General features: G+C 46.1%; 23 protein-coding genes and 3 pseudogenes. 4 read left to right on the top strand and 22 right to left on the bottom strand.

All coding sequences use genetic code 11. The features are described 5' to 3' along the window. Nucleotides 1–10 precede the first annotated feature (10 nt). Nucleotides 11–1,216 (top strand): MFS transporter, encoded by a 1,206-nt coding sequence (locus B1728_RS04130; RefSeq protein ID WP_079908877.1) that lies wholly within the window; start codon nucleotides 11–13, stop codon nucleotides 1,214–1,216. Nucleotides 1,217–1,292: 76 nt separating this feature from the next. Here the strand turns inward: B1728_RS04130 and B1728_RS37170 are convergent. Further along, nucleotides 1,293–1,537 (bottom strand): annotated as a pseudogene (locus B1728_RS37170) (tautomerase family protein); the annotation flags it as partial. 62 nt (nucleotides 1,538–1,599) lie between these two features. Further along, nucleotides 1,600–1,701: pseudogene (locus tag B1728_RS36685) on the bottom strand (alpha/beta fold hydrolase); the annotation flags it as partial. A gap of 2 nt (nucleotides 1,702–1,703) precedes the next feature. Here B1728_RS36685 and B1728_RS04120 point away from each other — a divergent pair. Then, nucleotides 1,704–2,332: pseudogene (locus B1728_RS04120) on the top strand (IS3 family transposase); the annotation flags it as partial. Between the two features lie 129 nt (nucleotides 2,333–2,461). Here the strand turns inward: B1728_RS04120 and B1728_RS04115 are convergent. The 3 genes from B1728_RS04115 to B1728_RS04105 all read right to left on the bottom strand — a co-directional run bounded on the left by B1728_RS04115 (nucleotide 2,462) and on the right by B1728_RS04105 (nucleotide 5,455). Beyond that, a complete protein-coding gene (locus B1728_RS04115; protein ID WP_079908876.1) occupies nucleotides 2,462–3,964 on the bottom strand; it encodes an IMP dehydrogenase in 1,503 nt (500 codons plus the stop codon). Nucleotide 3,965: 1 nt separating this feature from the next. Then, nucleotides 3,966–4,427: a MarR family winged helix-turn-helix transcriptional regulator gene (locus tag B1728_RS04110; RefSeq protein WP_079908875.1), complete on the bottom strand. Its 462-nt coding sequence runs from the start codon at nucleotides 4,425–4,427 to the stop codon at nucleotides 3,966–3,968. 173 nt (nucleotides 4,428–4,600) lie between these two features. After that, entirely contained in the window at nucleotides 4,601–5,455 is an 855-nt protein-coding gene (locus B1728_RS04105; protein WP_079908874.1) for a patatin-like phospholipase family protein, read from the bottom strand. Between the two features lie 118 nt (nucleotides 5,456–5,573). On the opposite strand from B1728_RS04105, the gene B1728_RS04100 reads away from it, so the two are divergent. Next, nucleotides 5,574–5,960 (top strand): MerR family transcriptional regulator, encoded by a 387-nt coding sequence (locus B1728_RS04100; protein WP_079908873.1) that lies wholly within the window; start codon nucleotides 5,574–5,576, stop codon nucleotides 5,958–5,960. A 227-nt stretch (nucleotides 5,961–6,187) separates the two neighbouring features. On the opposite strand, the gene B1728_RS04095 is transcribed toward B1728_RS04100, so the two are convergent. The 4 genes from B1728_RS04095 to B1728_RS04080 all read right to left on the bottom strand — a co-directional run bounded on the left by B1728_RS04095 (nucleotide 6,188) and on the right by B1728_RS04080 (nucleotide 8,807). Continuing rightward, nucleotides 6,188–6,463, bottom strand: a complete 276-nt coding sequence (locus B1728_RS04095) for a hypothetical protein (RefSeq protein WP_079908872.1) — start codon at nucleotides 6,461–6,463, stop codon at nucleotides 6,188–6,190. Between the two features lie 452 nt (nucleotides 6,464–6,915). Next, nucleotides 6,916–7,089 carry an extracellular solute-binding protein gene (locus tag B1728_RS36120; protein ID WP_179135872.1) on the bottom strand — a complete coding sequence of 58 codons (174 nt, stop codon included), beginning with the start codon at nucleotides 7,087–7,089 and terminating at the stop codon, nucleotides 6,916–6,918. A gap of 199 nt (nucleotides 7,090–7,288) precedes the next feature. Further along, the gene (locus tag B1728_RS04085; protein WP_079908870.1) at nucleotides 7,289–8,287 is read right to left on the bottom strand and encodes a Gfo/Idh/MocA family protein; all 999 of its coding nucleotides are present in this window, start codon (nucleotides 8,285–8,287) and stop codon (nucleotides 7,289–7,291) included. 157 nt (nucleotides 8,288–8,444) lie between these two features. Continuing rightward, nucleotides 8,445–8,807 carry a cupin domain-containing protein gene (locus B1728_RS04080; RefSeq protein WP_079908869.1) on the bottom strand — a complete coding sequence of 121 codons (363 nt, stop codon included), beginning with the start codon at nucleotides 8,805–8,807 and terminating at the stop codon, nucleotides 8,445–8,447. A gap of 117 nt (nucleotides 8,808–8,924) precedes the next feature. Between B1728_RS04080 and B1728_RS04075 the strand changes: the two genes are divergently transcribed. Next, a complete protein-coding gene (locus tag B1728_RS04075; protein WP_179135871.1) occupies nucleotides 8,925–9,665 on the top strand; it encodes a helix-turn-helix transcriptional regulator in 741 nt (246 codons plus the stop codon). An 8-nt stretch (nucleotides 9,666–9,673) separates the two neighbouring features. Here the strand turns inward: B1728_RS04075 and B1728_RS04070 are convergent, their stop codons facing one another. The 13 genes from B1728_RS04070 to B1728_RS04010 all read right to left on the bottom strand — a co-directional run bounded on the left by B1728_RS04070 (nucleotide 9,674) and on the right by B1728_RS04010 (nucleotide 21,945). Then, the gene (locus B1728_RS04070; RefSeq protein ID WP_256865230.1) at nucleotides 9,674–10,444 is read right to left on the bottom strand and encodes a Gfo/Idh/MocA family protein; all 771 of its coding nucleotides are present in this window, start codon (nucleotides 10,442–10,444) and stop codon (nucleotides 9,674–9,676) included. Beyond that, nucleotides 10,431–10,736, bottom strand: coding sequence for a Gfo/Idh/MocA family protein (locus tag B1728_RS04065; RefSeq protein ID WP_079908866.1), 306 nt, complete (start codon nucleotides 10,734–10,736; stop codon nucleotides 10,431–10,433). Before B1728_RS04065 ends, B1728_RS04070 begins: the two co-directional genes overlap by 14 nt. Before the next feature lie 421 nt (nucleotides 10,737–11,157). Continuing rightward, nucleotides 11,158–11,490: a TerC family protein gene (locus B1728_RS04060; RefSeq protein WP_256865217.1), complete on the bottom strand. Its 333-nt coding sequence runs from the start codon at nucleotides 11,488–11,490 to the stop codon at nucleotides 11,158–11,160. A gap of 210 nt (nucleotides 11,491–11,700) precedes the next feature. Continuing rightward, the gene (locus tag B1728_RS04055) at nucleotides 11,701–12,759 is read right to left on the bottom strand and encodes an Ldh family oxidoreductase (RefSeq protein ID WP_079908865.1); all 1,059 of its coding nucleotides are present in this window, start codon (nucleotides 12,757–12,759) and stop codon (nucleotides 11,701–11,703) included. A gap of 263 nt (nucleotides 12,760–13,022) precedes the next feature. Further along, nucleotides 13,023–14,531 carry a tripartite tricarboxylate transporter permease gene (locus B1728_RS04050; protein ID WP_079908864.1) on the bottom strand — a complete coding sequence of 503 codons (1,509 nt, stop codon included), beginning with the start codon at nucleotides 14,529–14,531 and terminating at the stop codon, nucleotides 13,023–13,025. 14 nt (nucleotides 14,532–14,545) lie between these two features. Further along, complete coding sequence (locus tag B1728_RS04045) at nucleotides 14,546–14,974, bottom strand: tripartite tricarboxylate transporter TctB family protein (RefSeq protein ID WP_256865229.1); 429 nt, start codon at nucleotides 14,972–14,974, stop codon at nucleotides 14,546–14,548. A gap of 60 nt (nucleotides 14,975–15,034) precedes the next feature. After that, the gene (locus B1728_RS04040; protein ID WP_079908862.1) at nucleotides 15,035–16,060 is read right to left on the bottom strand and encodes a tripartite tricarboxylate transporter substrate binding protein; all 1,026 of its coding nucleotides are present in this window, start codon (nucleotides 16,058–16,060) and stop codon (nucleotides 15,035–15,037) included. 38 nt (nucleotides 16,061–16,098) lie between these two features. Further along, complete coding sequence (locus tag B1728_RS04035; protein WP_079908861.1) at nucleotides 16,099–16,974, bottom strand: prephenate dehydrogenase/arogenate dehydrogenase family protein; 876 nt, start codon at nucleotides 16,972–16,974, stop codon at nucleotides 16,099–16,101. A gap of 60 nt (nucleotides 16,975–17,034) precedes the next feature. After that, on the bottom strand, nucleotides 17,035–17,697 hold the full coding sequence (locus tag B1728_RS04030) for an RraA family protein (protein WP_079908860.1): 663 nt from the start codon (nucleotides 17,695–17,697) through the stop codon (nucleotides 17,035–17,037). A 264-nt stretch (nucleotides 17,698–17,961) separates the two neighbouring features. Next, complete coding sequence (locus B1728_RS04025) at nucleotides 17,962–18,810, bottom strand: MurR/RpiR family transcriptional regulator (RefSeq protein WP_079908986.1); 849 nt, start codon at nucleotides 18,808–18,810, stop codon at nucleotides 17,962–17,964. A gap of 346 nt (nucleotides 18,811–19,156) precedes the next feature. After that, nucleotides 19,157–19,762, bottom strand: a complete 606-nt coding sequence (locus tag B1728_RS04020; protein ID WP_144027745.1) for an alpha/beta hydrolase domain-containing protein — start codon at nucleotides 19,760–19,762, stop codon at nucleotides 19,157–19,159. 471 nt (nucleotides 19,763–20,233) lie between these two features. Then, the gene (locus tag B1728_RS04015) at nucleotides 20,234–21,070 is read right to left on the bottom strand and encodes a sugar phosphate isomerase/epimerase family protein (RefSeq protein WP_079908858.1); all 837 of its coding nucleotides are present in this window, start codon (nucleotides 21,068–21,070) and stop codon (nucleotides 20,234–20,236) included. Between the two features lie 62 nt (nucleotides 21,071–21,132). Then, the gene (locus tag B1728_RS04010) at nucleotides 21,133–21,945 is read right to left on the bottom strand and encodes a carbohydrate ABC transporter permease (protein ID WP_079908857.1); all 813 of its coding nucleotides are present in this window, start codon (nucleotides 21,943–21,945) and stop codon (nucleotides 21,133–21,135) included. Between the last annotated feature and the right edge of the window lie 10 nt (nucleotides 21,946–21,955).

Here is a 21,955-nt window from a genome sequence, read left to right as displayed (position 1 = left end):
GAGTAATGTTATGAGACATAATTATTCTAAATCAGTTTTGTTTTGGATAATTGCGTATACATTGTGTGCTGTCATGCTTGGGACAAATGTTCCTTCACCGCTTTATGGGGTTTACAGCAGTATATGGCACTTTTCGAGTGGTACGATAACCCTAATGTTCGCCATCTACGCATTTGTGTTGATTCCATCCAGTTTGATCTTCGGTCAACTGTCTGATGGTTTTGGCAGAAAGAAAATGTTGGTAAGTGGCGTTTTGTTAGCAACGATTGGGACGATCATCTTCGCTGTTGCTCAAGAAACTTGGATGTTATTTCTAGCTCGTGCCATTCAAGGCCTCTGTGTAGGTATTCTCAACGGAAGTGCCATAGCGGCCTTAGCTGAATTACGACCCACTAACCGTAAAAGGGCATCCCTTGTTGCCTCGGTAGCCATTGCGATTGGTAGTGCTATCGGTCCATTATACTCGGGAATAGTCGCTCAATACACAATTTTCCCAATTCGTTTGCCATATTTCATTCATTTAATTCTTCTCGTACCTGCAATTATTTTTACCTTGACTATGAAAGACTCTTTCCACCAAAGAACTGACAAACCTCATCTTCATCTGCCAAAATTACCAAGAAGTATTCGTTTTGAATTTCTTACGGCTTGTTTTGTTGGAGTGCTCGCTTGGGCGGTGGCTGGATTTTTCATGGTTGTGGCACCAACATTTGTAACAACCTTAGTTGGCATCAAGAATCTTGCCATTTCGGGAGCAGTTGTCTTTCTTATGCTTGGCTCTTCGTCTGTCATGCAGATTGTACTAAACAAACTGACATTTAAAAGTTCAATTCTTACAGGTTTCAGTCTCTTAACTATTGGTATCATTTGTGTAAGTATCTCAATCCCTACTCATGCTCTATGGTTACTTTTGGTGAGTACGTTGATTGCTGGGGCTGGACACGGTCCAACTTCATCATTAAGTTTGCATTTTGTATCGGAAATTGCCCCAAAAGAGAGCAAAGCCGACGCTGTATCCATTTACTATGCAATTGCGTATCTTGGTGTTAGCGTTCCAGTTTTAGGACTCGGATTTATTGCGGAAAGGCTTGGAATGTATTATGGAATTTTACTGTTTTCAGTTGTCATACTCGCCGTACTTGTAGTGCTAACTCGCTTTGTTATTTTGTCGTCGAAAGGATCAAAGTTATTGTTAGGGCAAGAAGAAACAACTTAGAATATGAGTCAGATCGAATCTCATTAAACAATGTTCTGTTAAAAGTGGATAGCGTTATAAAAATAGGTTCTCCTTATTGTTTTATCTCTTTTGGTCTATCTTTGCTTATAACTGATAAACCAACTAAATTGTCAGTGGGGTTAAGCTGTAACCCTATATCTTCAATAATCATATGTTCTACTGGATGCTAATTCACAATTTGGTAACGATCACGTTTCGGAACATCAAAAGCTTCTACAACAACAGCATGAGTTACATCTAAAAGTTTTTTAAGCTTTCATTATCTCTTCCTTTAATAAAGTCAAAACGAAGTAACGGCATATTTTTTCTCTTTTATTGTTGGTAATGGACTTCAATAGCTTGAGATGCATAACTGCTTTGTATTAGATATTATTTCTCTTTAAAATTAACTCACCTATCTCATTTGCAAGTGTTTCCAATGCAAAATGACCAGTATCTAATAGATGAATCTCAGCACTAGGTAAATAAAGTGAACCACAAGAAGGTTCAGCGGATCATTAAGGAGATGGGCTTTAAATGACTAGTCCGCATGAAAAAGTATAAGTCACATAAAGGGACAGTCGGCAAGACTGCACCGGATCATCTGGATCGCCAGTTCAGGCGGAGGCGCCAAATGTGATGTGGGTAACGGACATCACCGAGTTTAAGTTATTTGGAGAAAAGCTGTATCTCTCGCCTATTTTGGACTTATTCAATGGGGAAATTATTACCTATACCATTGGTTCACGAACAACATATTCTCTGGTAGCTGAGATGCTGAATGCAGGACTGGAGCGTCTGCCGGAAAAGCACCATCTTCTCTTTCATTCAGATCAAGGTTGGCATTACCAAATGAAGCAATATCACTATGCGCTTAAGTCAAGAGGCATTCTCCAAAGCATGTCACGAAAAGGGAATTGTTACGACAACGTCGTCATAGAGAATTTCTTTGGCATTCTCAAAACAGAGTTTCTGTACTATAAAGAGTTTAAAAGCATGGAACATTTCAAGGAAGAATTGAAAAAATATATTGAATACTACAAAACCAAACGGTTAAAAGCAAAAATCAAAATGAGTCCGGTACAGTACCGAACTCATTCTGAGAAAGCTGCCTGATGAAATAACCGTGTCTAACTTTTTGGGGTCACTTCACGATGCGGCTTTTAAGCGTGTATGTTCTTGTCGTCTTACATTATATGATGAATGATAGACAGTGAGGGGATGGGATTCACTAACAATTAATTGTTACAAAATCTGACGACTATCTTTAAGTAGAACATCGTGTGCGCTACCCTCAACAATACTTGTAGAGGAAACCAAGGTTAGCTTGGCATTTTTTTGTAGTTCAGGAATTGTCAAGAAACCACAATTACACATTGTTGAACGTACTTTGCTTAACGAAAGTCCAACATTATCTTCTAAGCTTCCTGCATAGGGCACAAAGGAATCAACTCCTTCTTCAAAAGAAAGTTTTTCGTCACCTCCTAAGTCATATCTCTGCCAATTTTTTGCCCTTGTACTTCCTTCTCCCCAATACTCCTTCATATAATTACCGTTTATATTCACTTTTTTAGTGGGGCTTTCATCAAATCGGGCAAAATATCTTCCTAACATTAGAAAATCTGCTCCCATAGCTAGTGCCAATGTAATGTGATAATCGTGTACAATACCTCCATCAGAACAAATTGGTACATAGATTCCTGTCTCAATAAAATATTCATCACGAGCTTTCGCTACCTCAATTAATGCGGTAGCTTGACCTCTCCCGATGCCTTTTTGTTCTCGTGTAATACAAATTGCACCGCCGCCAATTCCTACTTTTACAAAATCAGCACCAGCTTCGGCAAGGAAACGGAAGCCTTCTTTATCAACTATATTTCCTGCCCCTATTTTCACGGTATCACCATAATTCTTCCGGGTGTATTCAAGAACAATCTTTTGCCATTCTGTAAATCCTTCGGAACTGTCAATACAAAGAACATCTACTCCAGCTTGAAGTAATGCTGGAATTCGTTCGACATAATCTCTAGTATTAATACCTGCACCAACCATATATCTTTTAGATTCATCAATCAACTCATTCTCATTTTTCTTATTCGTATTGTAATCTTTTCGAAATACCATAGAAATCAATCTTTGTTCTTCATCAATGATTGGTAGGCAATTTAATTTGTGCTCCCATATAATATTATTCGCTTCTTTTAATGTGGTATCTTTATTACCACAGATTAAGTCTTCGAATGGTGTCATAAAATCTTTAACTTTAGTGTCTAAAGTCATCCGACTAACTCGATAATCTCTACTAGTTACAATGCCTACTAATTTCCCCCTAGAACTTCCATCAATTGTTACTGCTACAGTCGAATGATTTGTCTTCTTCTTTAACATTAACAGTTCGTCTAAAGTACCTTCAGGAGATATGTTAGAATCACTAACAACAAAGCCAGCTCTATAACTTTTAACACGAGCAACCATTTGTGCCTGACTTTCAATAGATTGTGCTCCGTAAATAAAAGAAAGTCCACCTTCTTTTGCTAAAGATATTGCCATTGTATCATCAGAAACAGACTGCATAATTGCTGATGTCAAAGGAATATTCAAAGACATAGGAGGTTTATTTCCTTTTTTAAATTTCACTAAGGGTGTCTGTAAACTAACATTTGCCGGTATACACTCTACAGATGAGTAACCTGGAATTAGTAAATACTCACCGAAGGTGCGCGATACTTCATTCATATAAACTGCCATATTATTTTCCTCCTTGTTCTTGAGCTGTTTTTTCCATAAGTTTATTTAGTCCTCGATACAATCCCATAAGCATTTCATCATCAAAGTCAGCAAACAACTCCTCCAAATACTGTTCTTCCTTCTTACCTCTTTCCAAGTAATACACTTTGCCCTTAGCTGTTAAAGCAACACGCAAACTCCTTCTGTCAGATTCATCTTTTCCTACCTTTACAAAACCTTTTTTCTCAAGAATATTAATGATTTTTTTCACATTCTGACTCGAAGTACCAACCATATGAGCAATGTCTTTTAGGTTAAGAAAGTAATCATCAAAAAGAGAGATATTCCACAACACAAAAGCTTGTTTTAATGAAAGCTCCTTGTATCTTCTATCACCTAAAAGTTGCAAACGATTAGATAATGAGAAAATTGATCCATAAATATATGCTTTAGGTGTGATTTCTTTTTTGATTGGTAATTTCATTTTTCCACCCCCTCCAATAGGTAACTGGTTATGTATTAAATTATCTAACTAGTTACCTTTTGTCAAGTAATTAAGAGAATACAAAGTAAAGAATTAATAGAGAAAGTGGATTTTTGAGGGGGCCTTTGCACTCGGGTAGATGAACGAGCGAAATCGTCCGTTAGGAAAGAATCTTACCATATAGTCAGAACGGCTTCGGCGATAGCGCATCCCTGCTCCCGCCCGGCGATCGCTGTTACGCTGCGGCGGGCCGCGTCGTATGGATTTGGGCCGATGGCCACAACGCTGCGCTCATCGGGAGTTATGAGATAAACGTCCGCGCTTGTACGCATGCTTGCCGCATCTTCCGCTGCTCCCGGGATGGAGCCATAACCATTTGGCATCGGAGAGAGAATCACGATCCGTTCGTAGCCTTCAGCTAGTCGTGAATTGGTCGTGGACACCATTCCTCCGTCGGTCCAGAAGCGGTCACCGATCGATACAAGCGGCCAAATTCCCGGAACGGCTCCGCTGGCCGACACGGCATCGAGCAAAGAAACTCCCGATTGATGATCGAAAGTATGAAGTTGCCCGGTGTCGGCATCGATGGCGGTCACCTTAAGATTCGCCGGCCATTTTCTGGTCACAAGGCGACTCTCGACCACGGTGCGCCGCTGTTCAGGCGATACGGGGGAGGGATTATTTTTGGCGATAAGGCCAAATTCTGCCCCGACTTTTCGCGGATCGCTTCCTCCCGTGGCAAATGCCCGATACCACGCTTGCCTCAATTCATCGGACGCGGCGACCGGTATCTCGGCCGAGTTCGTTTCCGACTGGGCGACAAACAGATTATTCATGTCGTATCCACTGGCCAAGGCTGCTCCGACAAATGCACCAGCTGACGTTCCGATGATCACGTCTGCTCGATGGAGGTCTACTCCGGATTCGAGCAGTCCCGCTAAGACGCCAACCTCCCATGCGATGCCCGTCACGCCACCGCCCCCCAAAACTACAGCTCTGGTCGGTAAATTTCTTTTCTGAGCGTTCATTCACAGCTCCTCCTTCTGATCGACAATTGTGCCAATGGGTTTGACAAGGTTCCATTAGACCTCTAAAGTATAAACTATAAAGTTTACTTGAAGGTCAAGCCTTACATGGGAGGAAAGTATGAAAATTCATGTGCTGGCACAGAAGACCGGGTTAAATCCGCCGACCATTCGTTATTACGAGAAGGAAGGATTGCTGGATAGACGCCACGTTGACCGCAGAGACAATAATTATCGCGACTATACCGAGGAAGCGGTCGAACACCTTTTACTGATCAAAAGGGTTCAGGCTGCGGGTTTTACGATAAGGGAAATCAAAGTTATTTTGAAGGAAGTAGACAAACTTGAACTCTCCCGGGCCATTGAATTTTTGCGGAAGAAGATGAAGGAGATGGACCATAGGAAAAGAGAATTGGAACAATCGCAGTCTCTTCTCGCCCGGATGCTAGACAACAAATTGGCGCTGCTGGCGAAGAAGGGAACCGAAGATGGGAACAGTAGTAAATAAACCGTTGCCGTAATGAAGGATGGACTTCTGTAACCGTAACTCGTTTTGACGCTAAAAACTACATATGTATTGAGGATCTTATCAATCACGGTTAACCATATGTGTTCTTGTCTTTTTCGGCAAACGATATATGTTCTTGTCGTCTTGCAATTGGTTACTTTTCTAAGGCATCCTTACATTCAACTGAGAGCAATCAAAACGTGATATGCCTTCAAATTAATCCTTGTTCAAGGTTCAATTACTGGATCCAGTTTGGTCTCCTCTAACCCCTTTCTACAAGCCAACACATACTCATCAAAGTGTTCTCCAGTATATGTCGGGAGGTTTTTATAATATCCAATCGCAATACCGTTAATAGCATGAACAACTCCATCGATACTTACAACCATTGCACCCATCCCACTATTCGGACACCCTATAATATCTCCGTAAAAAATTGTTCTATAGGCGCTAGAGTCTGGATGACTTTCAAGTGTATCCAATATCCAATACTTTAAGTTCATCTTTTTGAATTCCTGCTAGCCGATGCTTAAAGCACATCGCCGGCTATTGCAGCAAATGATTGATTGAAGGAAGCTGGTCGGAATAAGCTTTTTGGTACTAAACTTCGTCATTACGATGTTATGTAACCATTGTCGGGAATGGGATAAAGTTCTTGTCATTGAGATTTGACAAGAACTTTATCCCATAACAAAAAAAAATCCGCGATTTACGCGACATTTAATGAGATAATGTTCTTGTCACCCGACATATATGGTGTCATACATTATATAGCTCTTTTTTCGATGATGAAATAATAAGTTCTACATAAAATGATACGTATTTTTGGCTTGGTAACAAAGCCGTACACCCCGTTACCGGTTAGCTTCTGTGCTGCATTCAAGAAATCATCATACGTCCAATCGTCTTTCGGATAAGGAACGTTGTCGAATAAAGTTTTGTTATAGAAAATCGCTCAGGTCGGAGCATTACCGGCTGCAAGCGATGTGAATATTTTCTGCTCATAGCTGTCCGGCACGGATTCAACCTGTACTTTAATGTTCGGATATTTAGCCTGAAAACCAGCCACGACCGCTTTGTACGTTTCTAGGGAACTAGCCGTATCCCATGTCGCAAAACGGATGGTCACATTCGCATCCTTGGTATCGGATTTTGAGCCATCGGCAGCGGAGCTGTTGTTGGATGGGCCGGCCGGTTCTGCACCTCCGCAAGCGGCGGCAGTGAGCAAAAGGACATACTAATCGAAAGTGACGTCATTTTTTTCAACATCGTTCTTCCCCCTCAGTATGGTAAGTTTTCAGTTGAAACAGGGCATCGGGTAATCATGATTAAAATCGGATCCTTCTTTCCGCTTTAATCGAATCGACCGCCCTGCACACCATTTCCCAGCTATGCAGATTATCGCCTATATGGGTGCTCGGTTTACGGCCTTCCCGTATCGATTGAAGCATCTCGACCAGCGAATACTTAAGTCCCGTGCAGGCCATATCCGGCAGCGGAATACGCTCTTTGGATCCATCCAGTTTTATGATGACAGGAGGTTCGTCATACGATTCGATCGCGCCATCACTGCCGATCAGACGGAAATAACCGTGCCAAGGCGTATCGGTTCCGCGATTGATAAAGCTTCCGTAATAGTGAACCATCACGTCCTGTTCAAACCGGATAATGGCGGAAACGGCTCCGTTGCTATCGAGAAAATTCCAGGATGGACTCGAACTCTCGGCATAGACAGATACCGCATTGGTCCCTAAGAGATATCGCATCAAATCGAAATGATGAACGCACATTTCTTTCAAAAACATCTCTTCCATTTGCTTGCGCCAAACGACGAACGAGCTGGATGCCGTATGATTGCGAGCGAATAACCATTCTACTTCCTCAATACGGCCGACAGCATTGGAATCCACGGCGGCTTTGACCGCCTGCACAACGGGATTCCAGCGGTAATTTTGGCTGATCATGACATACTTGCTTCTTTTGTCGGCGAAATCCGCCATTTCTATGGATTCGTTCCAATCCGAGGAAATCGGTTTTTCCATAATGACGTGGAGTCCCGCATTCAGCATATCCTCCATGATTTTTTTGTGCGTGTCGGGAGGGGTGACCACCACCGCGATGTCCGCCTTCGTCTCCTGAAGCGCCTCATTGTAATCCGTATAAGCGGGGACAGCGCGGCCACCCAGCAGAGGCTGCGCCTTCTCTAAGTTGTCCGTGCTCGCATCCACGATTGCCGCCAATTCGACTTCTTCCGTTGAGAGGATGGTTGTGATCCAGTGCAGTCCATGCAATCCTGTACCGATTTGAATAATTCTGGCTTTGTCCATGTCTTAACCTCGCTTTCAATTCATTTCAGTAATAGGCCATTATGAAGCGCTTTCAAGCCAGTCCGAAATTCCACTCACCCGTTCAAGAACGGAGTCCCCTGAGGGACTCCCTAACTTTATAGGTTCATCGTCAAAGCCAAGCTCCTTCACCGCTTCTTTACATTTGATTTTTATGTCGGGACGGACCGGCGTGACACCAGACGACGACAATCGGATCTTCCACACTTGAAATGAGATGATGGTCCTCTCCCGGCTCAATAATGACGACGTCTCCCGTCTTTACGGGATACATGTGCTGTTTATTGATTTCAACCTCGCCCCTGCCCTGCAGGATCAAGAAAGCTTCGCAATCTTCGTGCACATGATAGTCGATGCCTCCCGGACCGTCATTCGTATGAGCGCGTGCCCCCGGCTTCTCGAAGGCAAGCCCGCCGTGAGAAATGTAATCCCCCGGCATAATGTCTTTCAAAATATGTCCTTCCGTAACATCGGCCAACTGCTGTAAACGATAAGTTCTCATTTCAAATCACTCCTTCTTTTAATGTAAGCTCTTTCACGCTTGACAATCTGGGCTATAAATGTAAAAATTTAATAGACTTTTATGAAAAATCGATATCTAATAACCGGAGTGAAGCATATGGATATCCTCTCCATGCATTACGGGAAGCACTGCGTTCCGGAATGGAAATGGAATGTTCCCGTCGGTTGTCATCCAGGGTTTACTTTGTGGAGCGTTTGGGGCGGAAACGGCCAGATCATGCTGGGCAAGAACTGCTACAAATTAAGTGTCGGCGACGTTTTCTTTATCGATTATAAGAAGGCGGTCAATGCCCATCAGAATGATCCTGCCAGTCTTGACGTTCGTTATATTGATTTTACATTGCGGAATCCGGATGTCTTAGGTGACCTGCCTGAGCATCGCCATTTTGATCAATACCATTTCGTATTGGAGCTTCTCAATCGCTTTCGTTTAGCCGAAGAAAGAAATAACTTGCCGCAGATGGAAGTATGGCTGCAAGCGCTTATTACGGAATATCAGAATAAACCGCCAACATCGGCCGGGGCCTATTCATTAAAAATAGATGAGCTGTGCCGCATGTTTCAACAGCATCCCCAGAAGCAATATGATATAAGCGAACTCGCCCGGCATTTTTCTCTTACGACAGATCACTTTATACGCATTTTCAAACAGGAACGCGGCGTTACGCCCTACGCCTATTTGCAGCATTGCAGACTGGAAACGGCCAAAACGCTGCTGCGCATGTCTACTCTCAGTATCACGGATATTGCGAACGCTTGCGGTTTTTCCGATATCTACAACTTTTCTCGTTTTTTTCAATCCAAGACAGGCTTATCGCCAAGAAAATTCCGTACTTGAATCCTAATTTACATCGACCATGATTCAATTCTGATTGGCATACCTTTTTCAGCGCTGTAGTAAACCATATCTAACATTTGGGTAATCCTAAGTCCTTGCTGCGGCGTACATGGCACCTCCTCATCTTTGACGATGGCATCCAGAAACGCTTGCCGAACGTTCGGCATCTTGGAAACCCTTAACTCTTCTATAGGAATGTCATGAATCTCTCCGTCGGTTTCCAAAAACACTTTATTATAGGCCGCATTACCCTCTCCAACGGTTGTATGCAGAACCGCACCGCCCTTGGAGCCGTAGATCCGCGTTGTAATGATCTCCTTCTCACGGTTGCTGGCCCAGGATGCTTCTAGTTCAAGCATGGTTCCGTTTGTCATACGGAACATGGCGACACCCATGTCTTCAAGCTCGAAATTCGGAATGCCTCTGCGCATGGCCTCGTCCTTGGAAACCTTACAAAAGGTGTTTCCCAGTACCCATTCCGGCTCCGGATACCCGCAAAACCACATGGCACGGTCAAGCACATGGACGCCGAGATCAATGATGGCCCCGCCGCCGCATATTTCTTTTCCGCTTGAAAGCGGATACCACCATGGCAGCCCCCGTCTGCGCTGCCACACCGTACGTACATAATAGATATCGCCGAGTTTGCCTTCGTCGATCACGGATTTTAACGTTTGGCATTCCTGTTGAAATCGCTGATTGAAGTTGATCATCAGCTTCTTGTTGTGCTTTTGAGAGGCTTCCAGCATGCTTCTCGCCTCTGCCTCATTTCTCGCCATGTTTCTCACACAGCACATGCGCTCCCGCTTCCATCGCCCGAATGGCAAACGGCATATGCAAAAAATTAGGAACGGCTACGCTGATGGCGTCCAGCTTTTCCTCCTTCAGCATTTTATCGAAATCCGTATATTTTTTGGATATGTTATATTTATCGCCGATCTCGTGCAGTCTTGATTCATTCACGTCGCACAGCACAATTTCTTGAACGGTGTCACTTTTAGCGTAGTCTTTGACATGACTTGCCCCTACAGCCAAGCCGACCACACCTACTTTTAGTTTTCTGCTGCTCATGCTTATCCTCCCGTTATAGTATCGCTGAAGCTTGTGATGATGTTTTAAAAAGGCATTCTCGATAAATTAATCATATGCCTGACAAACTGGACTGTAAATGTAAAAATACGATGATCATTTATGAAAAATCGATATGAATGGCGAATTTGGTTTTGACAAGAACTTTATCCCAAAAAATAATAATGCCGCGATTTACGCGGCAATTAATGAGATAATGTACTTGTCACCCGACAGCCACCATGCGATAACGCATGGCCCCTCCTCTTCGGCTCAGAAATTCGTCATTCATCAATCTTCGGGGTTTCCTGAACTTTTTGGTTTCTTTTAACCGCCTTTTTCCCATTGATTTTTTGAGGCGCTCACATACAATTGTTAATTGTTTTTTAGTTTTATTTGATGGCCAGCTGGAGCTTTGTTCGAATTATTCCAAAGTGCCTTCCGCTTTCTCCGTCCGGTGTTCGGCTCTTTTACTCATGATGCCGAGCACTACAATAACCAGGGCCATGCCGGCCGGTAAAATGTAATGAATTTGCGGAAACATAGCTTCCGCCAGCCGGTTTACCAGACTGTCACCCGCGATCATCTCGCCCGCCGTATAACCGAGCAGCCCAGCACCGAGCAGAACGATGATCGGGAACCGGTTCATTAATCCCATTATCAGCTGGCTTCCCCAAATAATTAACGGTATGCTGATCAACAAGCCGAGCCCGATTAATACATAATTTCCTCCGGCCGCACCGGCTACGGCATACACGTTATCGAGGATCTATATTAGTTGAACCAAAGAACATCGGAGAGAAGCCCAATGAAATGGAAAAAGGGAATGGTCTTGCAGGCGAATTTTGGTTCACAAGTTTCTTCCAGCTGAAGGCCCATATGATCAAAGAAACTTGGGAACAAAATGTCTGAAGCTGCAAGGCCATCCCGTTTGGAATGCAATGGGCCCGCATAGTGGTTCAACTTATTAAAGCGGCCAATCGATGCCGTACCGCTTGCCGACCGCTTCAAGCTCCTGCAGGACGGAACCGGTTAGCGGGATGCCGCTCATCTTTCTTTCCTCCGCCTTCTCATGCTCAAGCTCCCCCGGTATGTAAATTTTCTCGAACCCTTCCGCCAACGGGATTTGCCTGATTTCGCGAATCATTTGATCGATCCGCCGTTTGAACTCCTCCAACGGTTCAAATAAGTCTGCCCTCATGACAAAAAAGAACTGGCCGATCCGCTGATTCCGGTCCAAATCTTTGTACAAGCTGCCTATATAGGGTCCGAATGCCGCGCCGGTGAGGAGTCCCGATAAAACGTCCACTAAAAACGCCAAGCCGTACCCTTTCGGGCCCCCTACGGGAAGCACCAGACCGTCCAAAGCTTCGTCAGGATCGGTTGTCGGCTTTCCTTCTTTAGTGATTGCCCAGCCTAACGGAATTTGCTCTTTGTTTTTCCGGGCTAACGTTATTTTTCCGCGTGCGACGACGCTTGTCGCCATATCGAAAATAATGTCCCGTTCTTCTCCAGCCGGCACGCCGTAAGAGAACGGGTTGGTGCCGAAAAAGCCCTGTTTCCCGCCCCAAGGCGCCATATTCGAGGGCGCATTGGTCGTGGCGAGAGCTAGACATTGATGCCGTGCCGCATATTGCGTGTAATCCGCCAGCATTCCGCAATGGCCCGAGTTTTTGATCCCGACGACCGCAAGTCCCGTTCCCTTCGCCTTCTCGACCGCAATCTCGATGCCTTTTGATGCCAAAACGATGCCCATTCCATTGTCGCCATCGATCAGCATGCTGGACGCGGTTTCTTTAACAATGCGCACCGCCGTCTTTTTTCGTTCCAGGCCGTAGTCCAGCCTTTTCGTATAAATATCAACCCGGCTGACTCCGTGGGAGTCGATGCCTCTTAAATTGGCTAACACTAGGTGCCTCGCGATGATCGCCGCCTGTTCTTCATCCATTCCCGCTTCTTGAAAAAGAGCGCTCACGTATTGTTCAAGCTTCTCATGGTTCACTTTAAAGCCGGTAGGTTCTGCCATGCGATTGTTCTCCTCCCGATTTAGACTGCTTCTCCCGCAAGGAAAAAGTGCTTAACATAAACAACAATGCGTTTGACCAAAAACCCGGAAAAAAACCTAATATGGAGCCAAGCGATCCGAAGGCAACTAAAATAGCATTTGTTGGCTTCCTTTTTCATGCGGCTAAATGAAGTGTTAATCGAAAGCGGCGGCCAAGTCCTGTGTGCGAGAACCCGGCGCCGCTCAAAGAACGCGGTACATAACGGATTTATTTTGCTGAAAGGCTACATCTCCACATCTTCTGTAATGATGCGCTTGTTTCTTACCGAAGAAACAATGCTGAATACTAGCGAAAGGACAGCAATCACTAAAATCGTTCCGGAGATCGGCCGTGTAAAGAAGCCCAAAAAGCTGCCCTGGAAAATGGTAAGCGACTGCAATAACGTTTTCTCCAGCAGGCTTCCGAGTACAAAGGTCAAAATAACTGGCGCCAGCGGAATTTCCGCCTTTTTAAATAGGTAGCCTAAAATTCCGAACACCAGCATCGCTCCTACGTCAAACATGCTGTTGTTCAAGCTGTAAGTGCCTACGATCGTAATCATGATAATGATTGGGAATAGCAGCTTGAACGGAACCATCGTAATACGTGCCCACAGGTTGGCCATCGGCAGGTTCATAATGAGAAGGATCGCGTTGCCGATAAACATGCTGGCGATAATGCTCCAAACAAGATCCGGGTTTTTCTGGAACAACGTAGGCCCCGGCGTAAGACCATGCATAATAAACGCGCCCAGTAATACGGCAATCGTCGGGGAGCTCGGGATGCCTAATGTGAACAGCGGAATCAGCGCGCCACCGCAATACGAATTGTTCGCCGTCTCCGGACCTGCGACCCCTTCCAAAGCGCCTTTCCCGAAGCGGGAAGGATTTTTCGACAGCTTTTTTTCCATCGAATAGCTTAAAATTGTCGGGATAACCGAGTTGGTCCCCGGAATTAACCCGATAATAAAGCCGAGAACACTTCCTCGGCTAATCGCCTTCATGGATGGTACCCATTCTTCCTTTTTAGGAAGCAGCCCTGTTACCTTCGGAGGCTCGGGCGCTTTGCCGCGCAAGCTGGCTTCCGCACTGAGAAACAGCTCGGACAATCCGAACATCCCCATCGCGATTGAAATAAAATCGATGCCTTTCATCAGCTCTGTCTGCCCGAAGCCGAACCGGACGATGCCCGAGCTTTGGTCCAGGCCGACAAACGCTAGCGAAAGACCGAAAAGTGCCCCGATCAACCCTTTCAGCAGCGATTTTCCCATGAGACCAAGCAGCAGGGATAGCCCCAAAATGACAAGCGCAAAAAATTCCGGAGGCCCGAACTTAAGCGCCTGTTTGGCGAGAAACGGACCGATTAACACCAGACCAATAATGGAAATAATGCCCCCGATAAACGACCCGATGCCTGCGATGCCTAGCGCCGCGCCCGCCCGTCCCTGCTTGGCCAGCGGATACCCGTCCAGGCAGGTGATTAAGGAAGCGGCTTCGCCCGGCGTATTGATCAGCACTGAGGTGATCGTCCCGCCGTACATGGAGCCGTAATAAATGCCCGCGAGCATAATGATAGCTGAAACCGGCTCCAAGGCAAAAGTCAGCGGCAGCAGCAGCGCCGTTCCGGCCGTCGGACCAAGCCCGGGCAATACCCCGATAAACATCCCGAAAGTGACGCCGATCAGGCAATAAAGCAGATTGGTCCAGGTTAACGCCGTTTCAAATCCGTTCAGCAAGTACCCAAGTGATTCCATGATGCATTCTCCTCCTACCAACCAAGATCGTTTACCGGCAGCGGTACTTGCAGCATAACGCCAAATACCCAAAATATGATAAAGGCGACGGAAGCGGAAAATCCTAGGCTCCAATACCATTTGTAGCCGCGCATGAAAAGGATGAACAACGTGACGGTGCTACCGATCAAAAAACCCGTCAACGGTACCAGAACCATAAAAAGCACGAGCGATCCCATGCAGACGAGCACGTTGACAAGCCCTTCTCCTTTCGGCAATACACGGGCAAAAAGAATAATGTCCTTCTTAAACGCTGTCACAAGATATACCGCCGATAACAAGAAAATAAAGCCGCTGACCCACAGCGGCAGCAGCCCGGGACCCGGACCGTACTCACTGTAGTAGCTCATCGATAATGATTCCCAGAACATGACGCCACTAAAAAGAAGAAAGAAGACAGCCATATAAACGCTTATATTTTTCAACGGAAGACACGTCCTTTAATATAAATTGCATCCATCGCCTTACCAGCCGAGCAAGCTTTTTAATTCGTTAACGCTCGCTTCTTCTTTTTTCAGCATTTGCTTGAAGTCTGCACCTTTGGTCGTGTCGATATTTAATCCCATGTCGCTCATCTTCTTGGCGTGCTCCGGATTTTTCATCGCTTTCTCAAACGCGTCCTGGAGCTTGGCGACGATTTGCGGATCCATGCCTTTCGGTCCGGCGATGCCGCGAATGGAGTAATTGTCGATACTCACGCCAACCGCTTCTTTTAACGTCGGCACATCCGGCAGCTGCGGCACGCGATTCGGCATCATGACCGCAAGCACCTTTAACTGGCCTTCTTTCATCGGCTCCACCACTTCCCCGACTTTCGCCATAAGCACGTCCACGTGGCTGCCAAGCACGCTCGTCAATGCCTCCGCCGTACCGCCGAATTGAACCGCTCTCAATTTGGTGCCAAGCTGCTTGTTCATTTGCAGGGAAGCAAAATGGTTCCCTGAGCCGACACCGTTGCTGCTTGCGGAAAGCTCGTTTTTCTTGGCGTATTCGACCAGATCATTGATGTTGGAAAACCGTTTGTCGTCCGTGCGGACGGCGATAACGCCTGCATCGAGAACATGGTTAATAATAAAATCGAAGCTGTCCAAGTTTTCTTTGCGCTTCGCCGTCGGATTAACATAACCGGTAATGAGGCCCGGCGTATTTACGTATGCAAGCGTGTAGCCGTCGGGCTTCGCCCCAAGCAGCTCGGAATAACCGATCCAGCCGCCTCCGCCCGGCTTATTTTCTACAACGACAGGAACCCCCAGTTCCTTTTCCAATATAGGAGTCAACAAACGTGCACCGAGATCGGTACCGCCGCCGGCCGCAAACGAAACAATCAACGTGATCGGCTTTTTCGGATAATCCAACTGCGTGGTACTAGCTTGAGTGCCCGCCTGCTGCTCGCCACCTTTTTTGGAGGTGACCGGCGATTTCGCCGTACAGCCAATCAAAGTACCTAATCCCAAAACGCAAACTGCTGTAAGCGCAGCCATTTTTTTCATAAAAAAATACTCCTCCCGTCTATAAAATACTTTTTACCTCATTGCCGTTGCATAGCCGTAATGACATCCAGCCATTTCGCCGGTGTTTTGCCCTCGAATTTTTCCTTCAGGTTAAAGTCGGAGAGCAAGCGCAGTTTATCCCTTGCCGCTTGCGACATTAACGAATCCAACCCGGCTGCCTTCAGCATCTGGATAGAGCCTTCGAGTTCGGCCGCTCTTCTTACGGCGTGGATCGAGGTTCCCGTCACCAGCCGGTTCATGCTTTGCTCAAAGCTTTTGCCGTCCATCGTTTCGCCGATCGAGCCAACTACCAAGTCCTCGACCTGGAAACGATGGGCTGCTTCCAGCATTTCAATCAAAAGAGCCGCGGTGCCTTTCATGTAAATGCTGCGGATTAATTTTACCGCGGAGGCGTCCCCGGGATTTTCACTAACTTTGCTAATTTCCATTCCGTAAGACGACATGTGCCGGATCAGAGCGTCCGTTCCGTCACCGCTTGCAAGGATGGGAACTTTATGCCTGTAAACCGGCAAAGGCCCCATCATGGCCGCATCGACAAAGCAAACTTCCTTCTCTTTGACGTTGCCGCTTATTTTGTTTTTGACATCAGGATTGGAAGCGGATACATCAACATAAATGCAACCCTTTTTTAAATGCGGTTTTAATGTATCGCTCACTTCATATGCTTTGTCCGCGGGTACGGCGACGATGAGAATGTCTGCCTGGTCCAAGACCCCCTCCGATTCGGTCTTTAGTTCCACTTCAGCTTTAAACGCCCTCTCTTTTACAAGCGAGCCGAATACAGGATGATTCCACAGCGGGTCATATGCAATAATTTTTCCAAAACCTTGCTCTTTTAGTCCTGACGACATTTCAAAAGCAGCTTCTCCAAAGCCGATAAATCCCAGTTGCATGTTCACTTATCCTTTCACTTATCCTTTCAATTGATTTCCTTCTGGCTGCTGCCCCACGGACTACAAGCCGAAAGGTTCCATCTTCGCTTTGAGCCACGCGGGCTCGACATTGCCGCTTCTTATCGCTTGCTTGCGTTTCTCCTCATAATCCGCTTTTTTCTCGGCCAAGCCCAGCACGCTTTCAATCATGTCTCTCGGTACGACAACAACGCCATCGTCATCGCCGACGATTAAATCGCCAGGCTGCACGGCAACTCCGCCGCACGATACCGGTGTATTCAGCGTGCCCGGTCCGTCTTTATGCGGCCCGTTAGGAACGAAGCCTTTGCAAAAAATCGGGAGATTCAATTCACAAAGTGCCTCACGATCGCGCACCGCCCCGTCTATAACAATACCTTCCAGCCCTAACGTCTTTGCTGCTTCGGCCATTAGCTCCCCAAGGTAAGCGTTTGCAACATGTCCCTTCCCATCCGCAACCAATACGTAACCTTTTTGCCCGATGCTAATTGCCTTATGGAGAAAAAGGTTGTCGCCGGGTCTTAAGCTAACGGTCATCGCGGTGCCGAACACCTTCATCCCGGAAGCGACGGGTTTGATCGCATAATCCATGGCGCCGGCGCAGCCCATTACATCGCTGAGCAGCGTCGTATTTAGCAGTTTGGCGCGTTTGATGATGTCTTCAGACAATAAAGGCGGATTATTCCCGGAATACAAACTAGTCATTTATGATTCCCCATCTTCCTGCTATAATTTTAAAAGTAGTAAATATAACAACATTAATATAACGATGTAATATTTATTACTTTCTTCATCGTAATAGTAACATTGATTTTTTTTGATGTAAACCCTTTTTTCAGATGTGCCGAACAAAACGAAAAAACGTCAGGAAACAAGGCCCGCTGTGAAGGGACGGCCCTAATTCGCTGACGCGCGCATGTATAAGTTTTGCCGAAAGCTGCCGAAGGAATGAACGACAGAGAAACATTTTCAAGTTAAATGATAATTCGTTTCCTTAAGAATTGAATCCAGCTTATCCAGACGCTGTTTTGTTTTCTCGGGAACGTTAATGGCGACTGCGCTTATGATGTAATCGGCTACAAACATCGGGGCGATCACTGAATTATGAAATGCGACGCTGCCCACATTGCAGGGCAGTATAATATCCGAATATTTGGCTAAGGGGGATGAATAGCTGTCGGTAATCGATATCACTTGCGCGTTGTTTTCTCTGGCTGTTTTTACATATTCGAACACCTTTCTGGCGTATCTGGGGAATGATGTGGCGATGACCAGATCCGATGAGGTGTAATTGTGTACTCTTTCCGTCCATTCAAAATGATCCGCATGAACCAATTCGCAGTTGCCAAGCAGCCGATTCAGCCCGTAGTTTAAGCATTGCGCGACCGGAAGACCGCTTCTAACGCCGGTGCAGTAGATGTGGCCAGCAGAAACGATCATGCTTAACGCTTTGCTTAACGTTTCCCCGGAAACCATTTCCACGGTCGATTGAATGTTATTAATATGGTTTTCGGCGCAGCGGATCCATAGATCGCTTCTATTTACGTCTTTTAGATTAGCTGCCAGCCGGGTATTCGGATCCGCCCGATTCCGCAAAATTTCCTGAAGCCCTTTTTGAAATTCGGTATAACCCGAATAACCGAGACTGAACGCTAATCTCATAATTGTCGTCGTGCTCGTTCCAACGATACCGGCAAGCTGATCGACCGTCAGGAAAGCGACGTCCACCGGATTTTTAATAATGTAGTCGGCCACCTTGCGCTGCGTTTCCGTCAGTTCGGAAATTTTATTTTTTAACTGAAGGATAGGATTGTCCATAGATCGGCTCCATTTGTTGTAATTTTTATTACTTTCTAACGGATGCATTGTAACATTTTTATTTCTCCAATAAAAGGGGACTTCTATCACAGAGGAGTTGTTCTCGTGGAAGCTCCACGCTATCGTATCCCGAAAACTTAATAAGCCGCTGCTTTCGATCTGCGAAAAGCCTACCGCGATTATGCGCATATGTTTGTGTCTCAAAACGGTTAAGCACATATGTTTGTGTCGTGAGACTGCGACACAAACATATGTGCTTTCAAATAAAAAATCCCCAATTAATATTCCTCGAGTACAGTGCACTTGTTAGCCCTATTTTGATACTAATAAAATTCGCCAGTTCTTTTTACTTTAGATTTGGCATAATTGACGTAGGAATGGGTGCTGCTTCTGCAGCTTTAACATATTCTTCGACTCTGTATGGCAATATGACACCTGCATCTTTAGCTGCAATTGCTGCTGCTTCCACCTTTTGCACATATGCCTCATGCGTTGGGTAAAGTTCTTTAAGCTGTGCTTCTGTAAATGGAATGGTGTATCCACCAAGGGCAATTGTTGGTCCAGCTATATATCGGGCAATCGGTACTTCAAGTTCTGGAAGGCGAATTCCTCCTTTTGCGTTCCCGTATTGGTCATTCATATAACTGGTTTTTGTCGAGGATAGTTCCATCGGTTGCATCTGAGGAGGAGGATCACCTCCGTTGATCCATACATTAATATGTTGGAATGCTGCATCGACTGTATATATCCAATTCACTTCACTTGATCGTATCGCTGAATAAGTATTTATAGAGTCTGTTAACCCGTCACGGTCTGTCTTTTGTCTTATGAGTTGCATTGTTCTTACTGGTGCATGTGAACCACCTGCGATCTCCCATGATCGAAAAAAGTAAGTGTCTGGTTGTCTCTGTGTATAATAGTAGAGCGACTCGGTTTGAGAGTTAATCTGCATGACAGCACTTGCAGCCTGAGACCATTTCCTTCCACAGAATTGAGAGGAACCCCGAATGTAACTCCAACAAAGAAGAGCCTTGGGTTCAAAACTGAAATCAGTACTTTGTGGGGACCCCGAAACTTATAAACTCTATAATGACAAAAAAGAGCAGGATTTCCCCTGCCCTTAACGTTCGCCAAGTCATCTAGTTCCTTCATCTGCGTATTGTATTAAATCCTACTTGATATAATTATCGCCTTTTAATGTTTTGAGGGCATGAAGGGCAAGATCGCCTGTCTTCTTCTAACTTTATATAATAACTCTTTCCAAAACCGGAAGCCTCATTTTTCCTGCTTTTGTCCAGTTCCGAAATCGAACCCCGATATGGGCGCTCGAGTTCGCTCGATCTGCGCGTGATGACGTAACCCCCGGCTCCGTTATAATAGTTTCATATTTGATTGAGCTCCATACAAAACTAAGGCTTCCCATTCAGTTTGCCGGAATGGTCCGGTGTTCATCAAGCCACGCTGCCGAAGCTTCCACATCGTGTAAGCTCCGAAGCTCGAGTACCCAAGCCCCCGTATAATCGGATGCCTGAAGTAAATAAACCACTTCTCGTAATGGCACTGTGCCTGCGCCAAGTCTCATGTGATCGTCATGCTCCCCATTGTTGTCGCTCCAATGTATGCCAACGACATAAGGCAATACCTCCCGCAACGCAGACATGCACTTGCCTGCCCCAGTCAAATGCACATGCCCTACGTCAAAAATAATTCCGAAGCCGGAAGGCGGCAGCTTGTGAAGCACTTGAAGCAAGAAGTCTGCATCCGCACCGAGCAGTCCCGGATAAGGAGGCACATTTTCGAGCGCCATGATGATATCCGTGCCCCCGGTAATCCGCAAGGCATCGGATAGCACGGCAGCAGCACGCGCCGCCGCTGCTTCCGTATCGGACCACGTCACACCGCCCTCTTCGGGAGCAAGCTCGCCGGGGTGAATGACAACATGCGTACATTCCAGCTTGTGTGCCACCTCCAGGCTGCGCTCGAGCATTTGGACGGTAGTGCGAACCTCCTCTTCCCTGGTGGAGGCTAGATTCAAGCCGGTGATAGGCGCATGCAGCGACCAGATTACCCTGTGGTCCTGACCCAACCGCTTCAGCGCATCCAGCCGTTCCTCCGGCCAGTCGAACACTTCGGCATGCCGTCCTTCACCCATAATCTCGATCATTGTCCAGCCTTCGTGCAGCAGGCGCTGCACTGCCTCTTCCAAAGGCAGCTCAATTAAAGCATAGGTAGATACGGAGTATTTGCTTTGTTCCTTCATTTGATTCTCCTCCTTATGGATCCTATCCTCTCTTTCTATCAATCGGGAACTGCGTGCCTTCTTTACTTAATCCCGGAATGGATAAAGCTGTTTATGAACTGACGTTGGAACAGCAGGAATCCGACCATTAATGGAGCAATGACCAACAGTGTCGCTGCACTGACCTCCGTCCACTGAGCACCGATCTCATAGGATTGCGCAAAAATGGCAAGCCCCACCGTAAGCGGGCGATTCTCCACGGAGTTGGTGACTATGAGCGGCCAAAGGAAATTATTCCAATGATAGCTCACGGAGACAAGCCCGAACGCTATATACGAAGGGCGCGCCAGAGGGAAATAAATCTGCCACATGATTCTCCATTTTGAGAATCCTTCCATTACAGCGGCCTCATCCAGCTCCGGCGGAATCGTCTTGAACATTTGGCGCAGCAAAAATATGCCGAAGGCCGAGGCGAAATACGGGAGCATAATGCCCAGCTTCGTATCCAGCAGCGACAATTCCTTTAATACCGTATAGTTTGGAAAAATGAGTACATCGGCAGGCACCATCAATTGAACGAGGAACAGAAGAAATATGATATTTTTCCCGGCAAAGCTGACCCGGGCAAATGCGAACCCGGCCATGGTCGCCGTAACCATCTGAACTGCAAAGACACCCACTACAATCAAGACCGTATTGAAATAATACTGTGCGAACGGCGCAGCCGACCACACTGTCGCGAAGTTTTGCAAAGTAAATTCAAGGGAAAAACCCGGACTCAGCGCAATCTGCTTCGGCCGGAATGCCGTTTGGAGCATCCAAACCAGCGGCACGAGCCACAGCAGCGCGAATAGGAAGAGGAGCCCCCGGCCCCAGGTTATCTTATTATACCGCATGGTATCGCCT

This window comes from Paenibacillus sp. 32352, from assembly GCF_002042965.1.
Classification (GTDB): domain Bacteria; phylum Bacillota; class Bacilli; order Paenibacillales; family NBRC-103111; genus Paenibacillus_S; species Paenibacillus_S vulneris.
The sequence above is the reverse complement of the archived record's forward strand: the minus strand, read 5'-3'. Positions and strand labels throughout refer to the sequence as shown.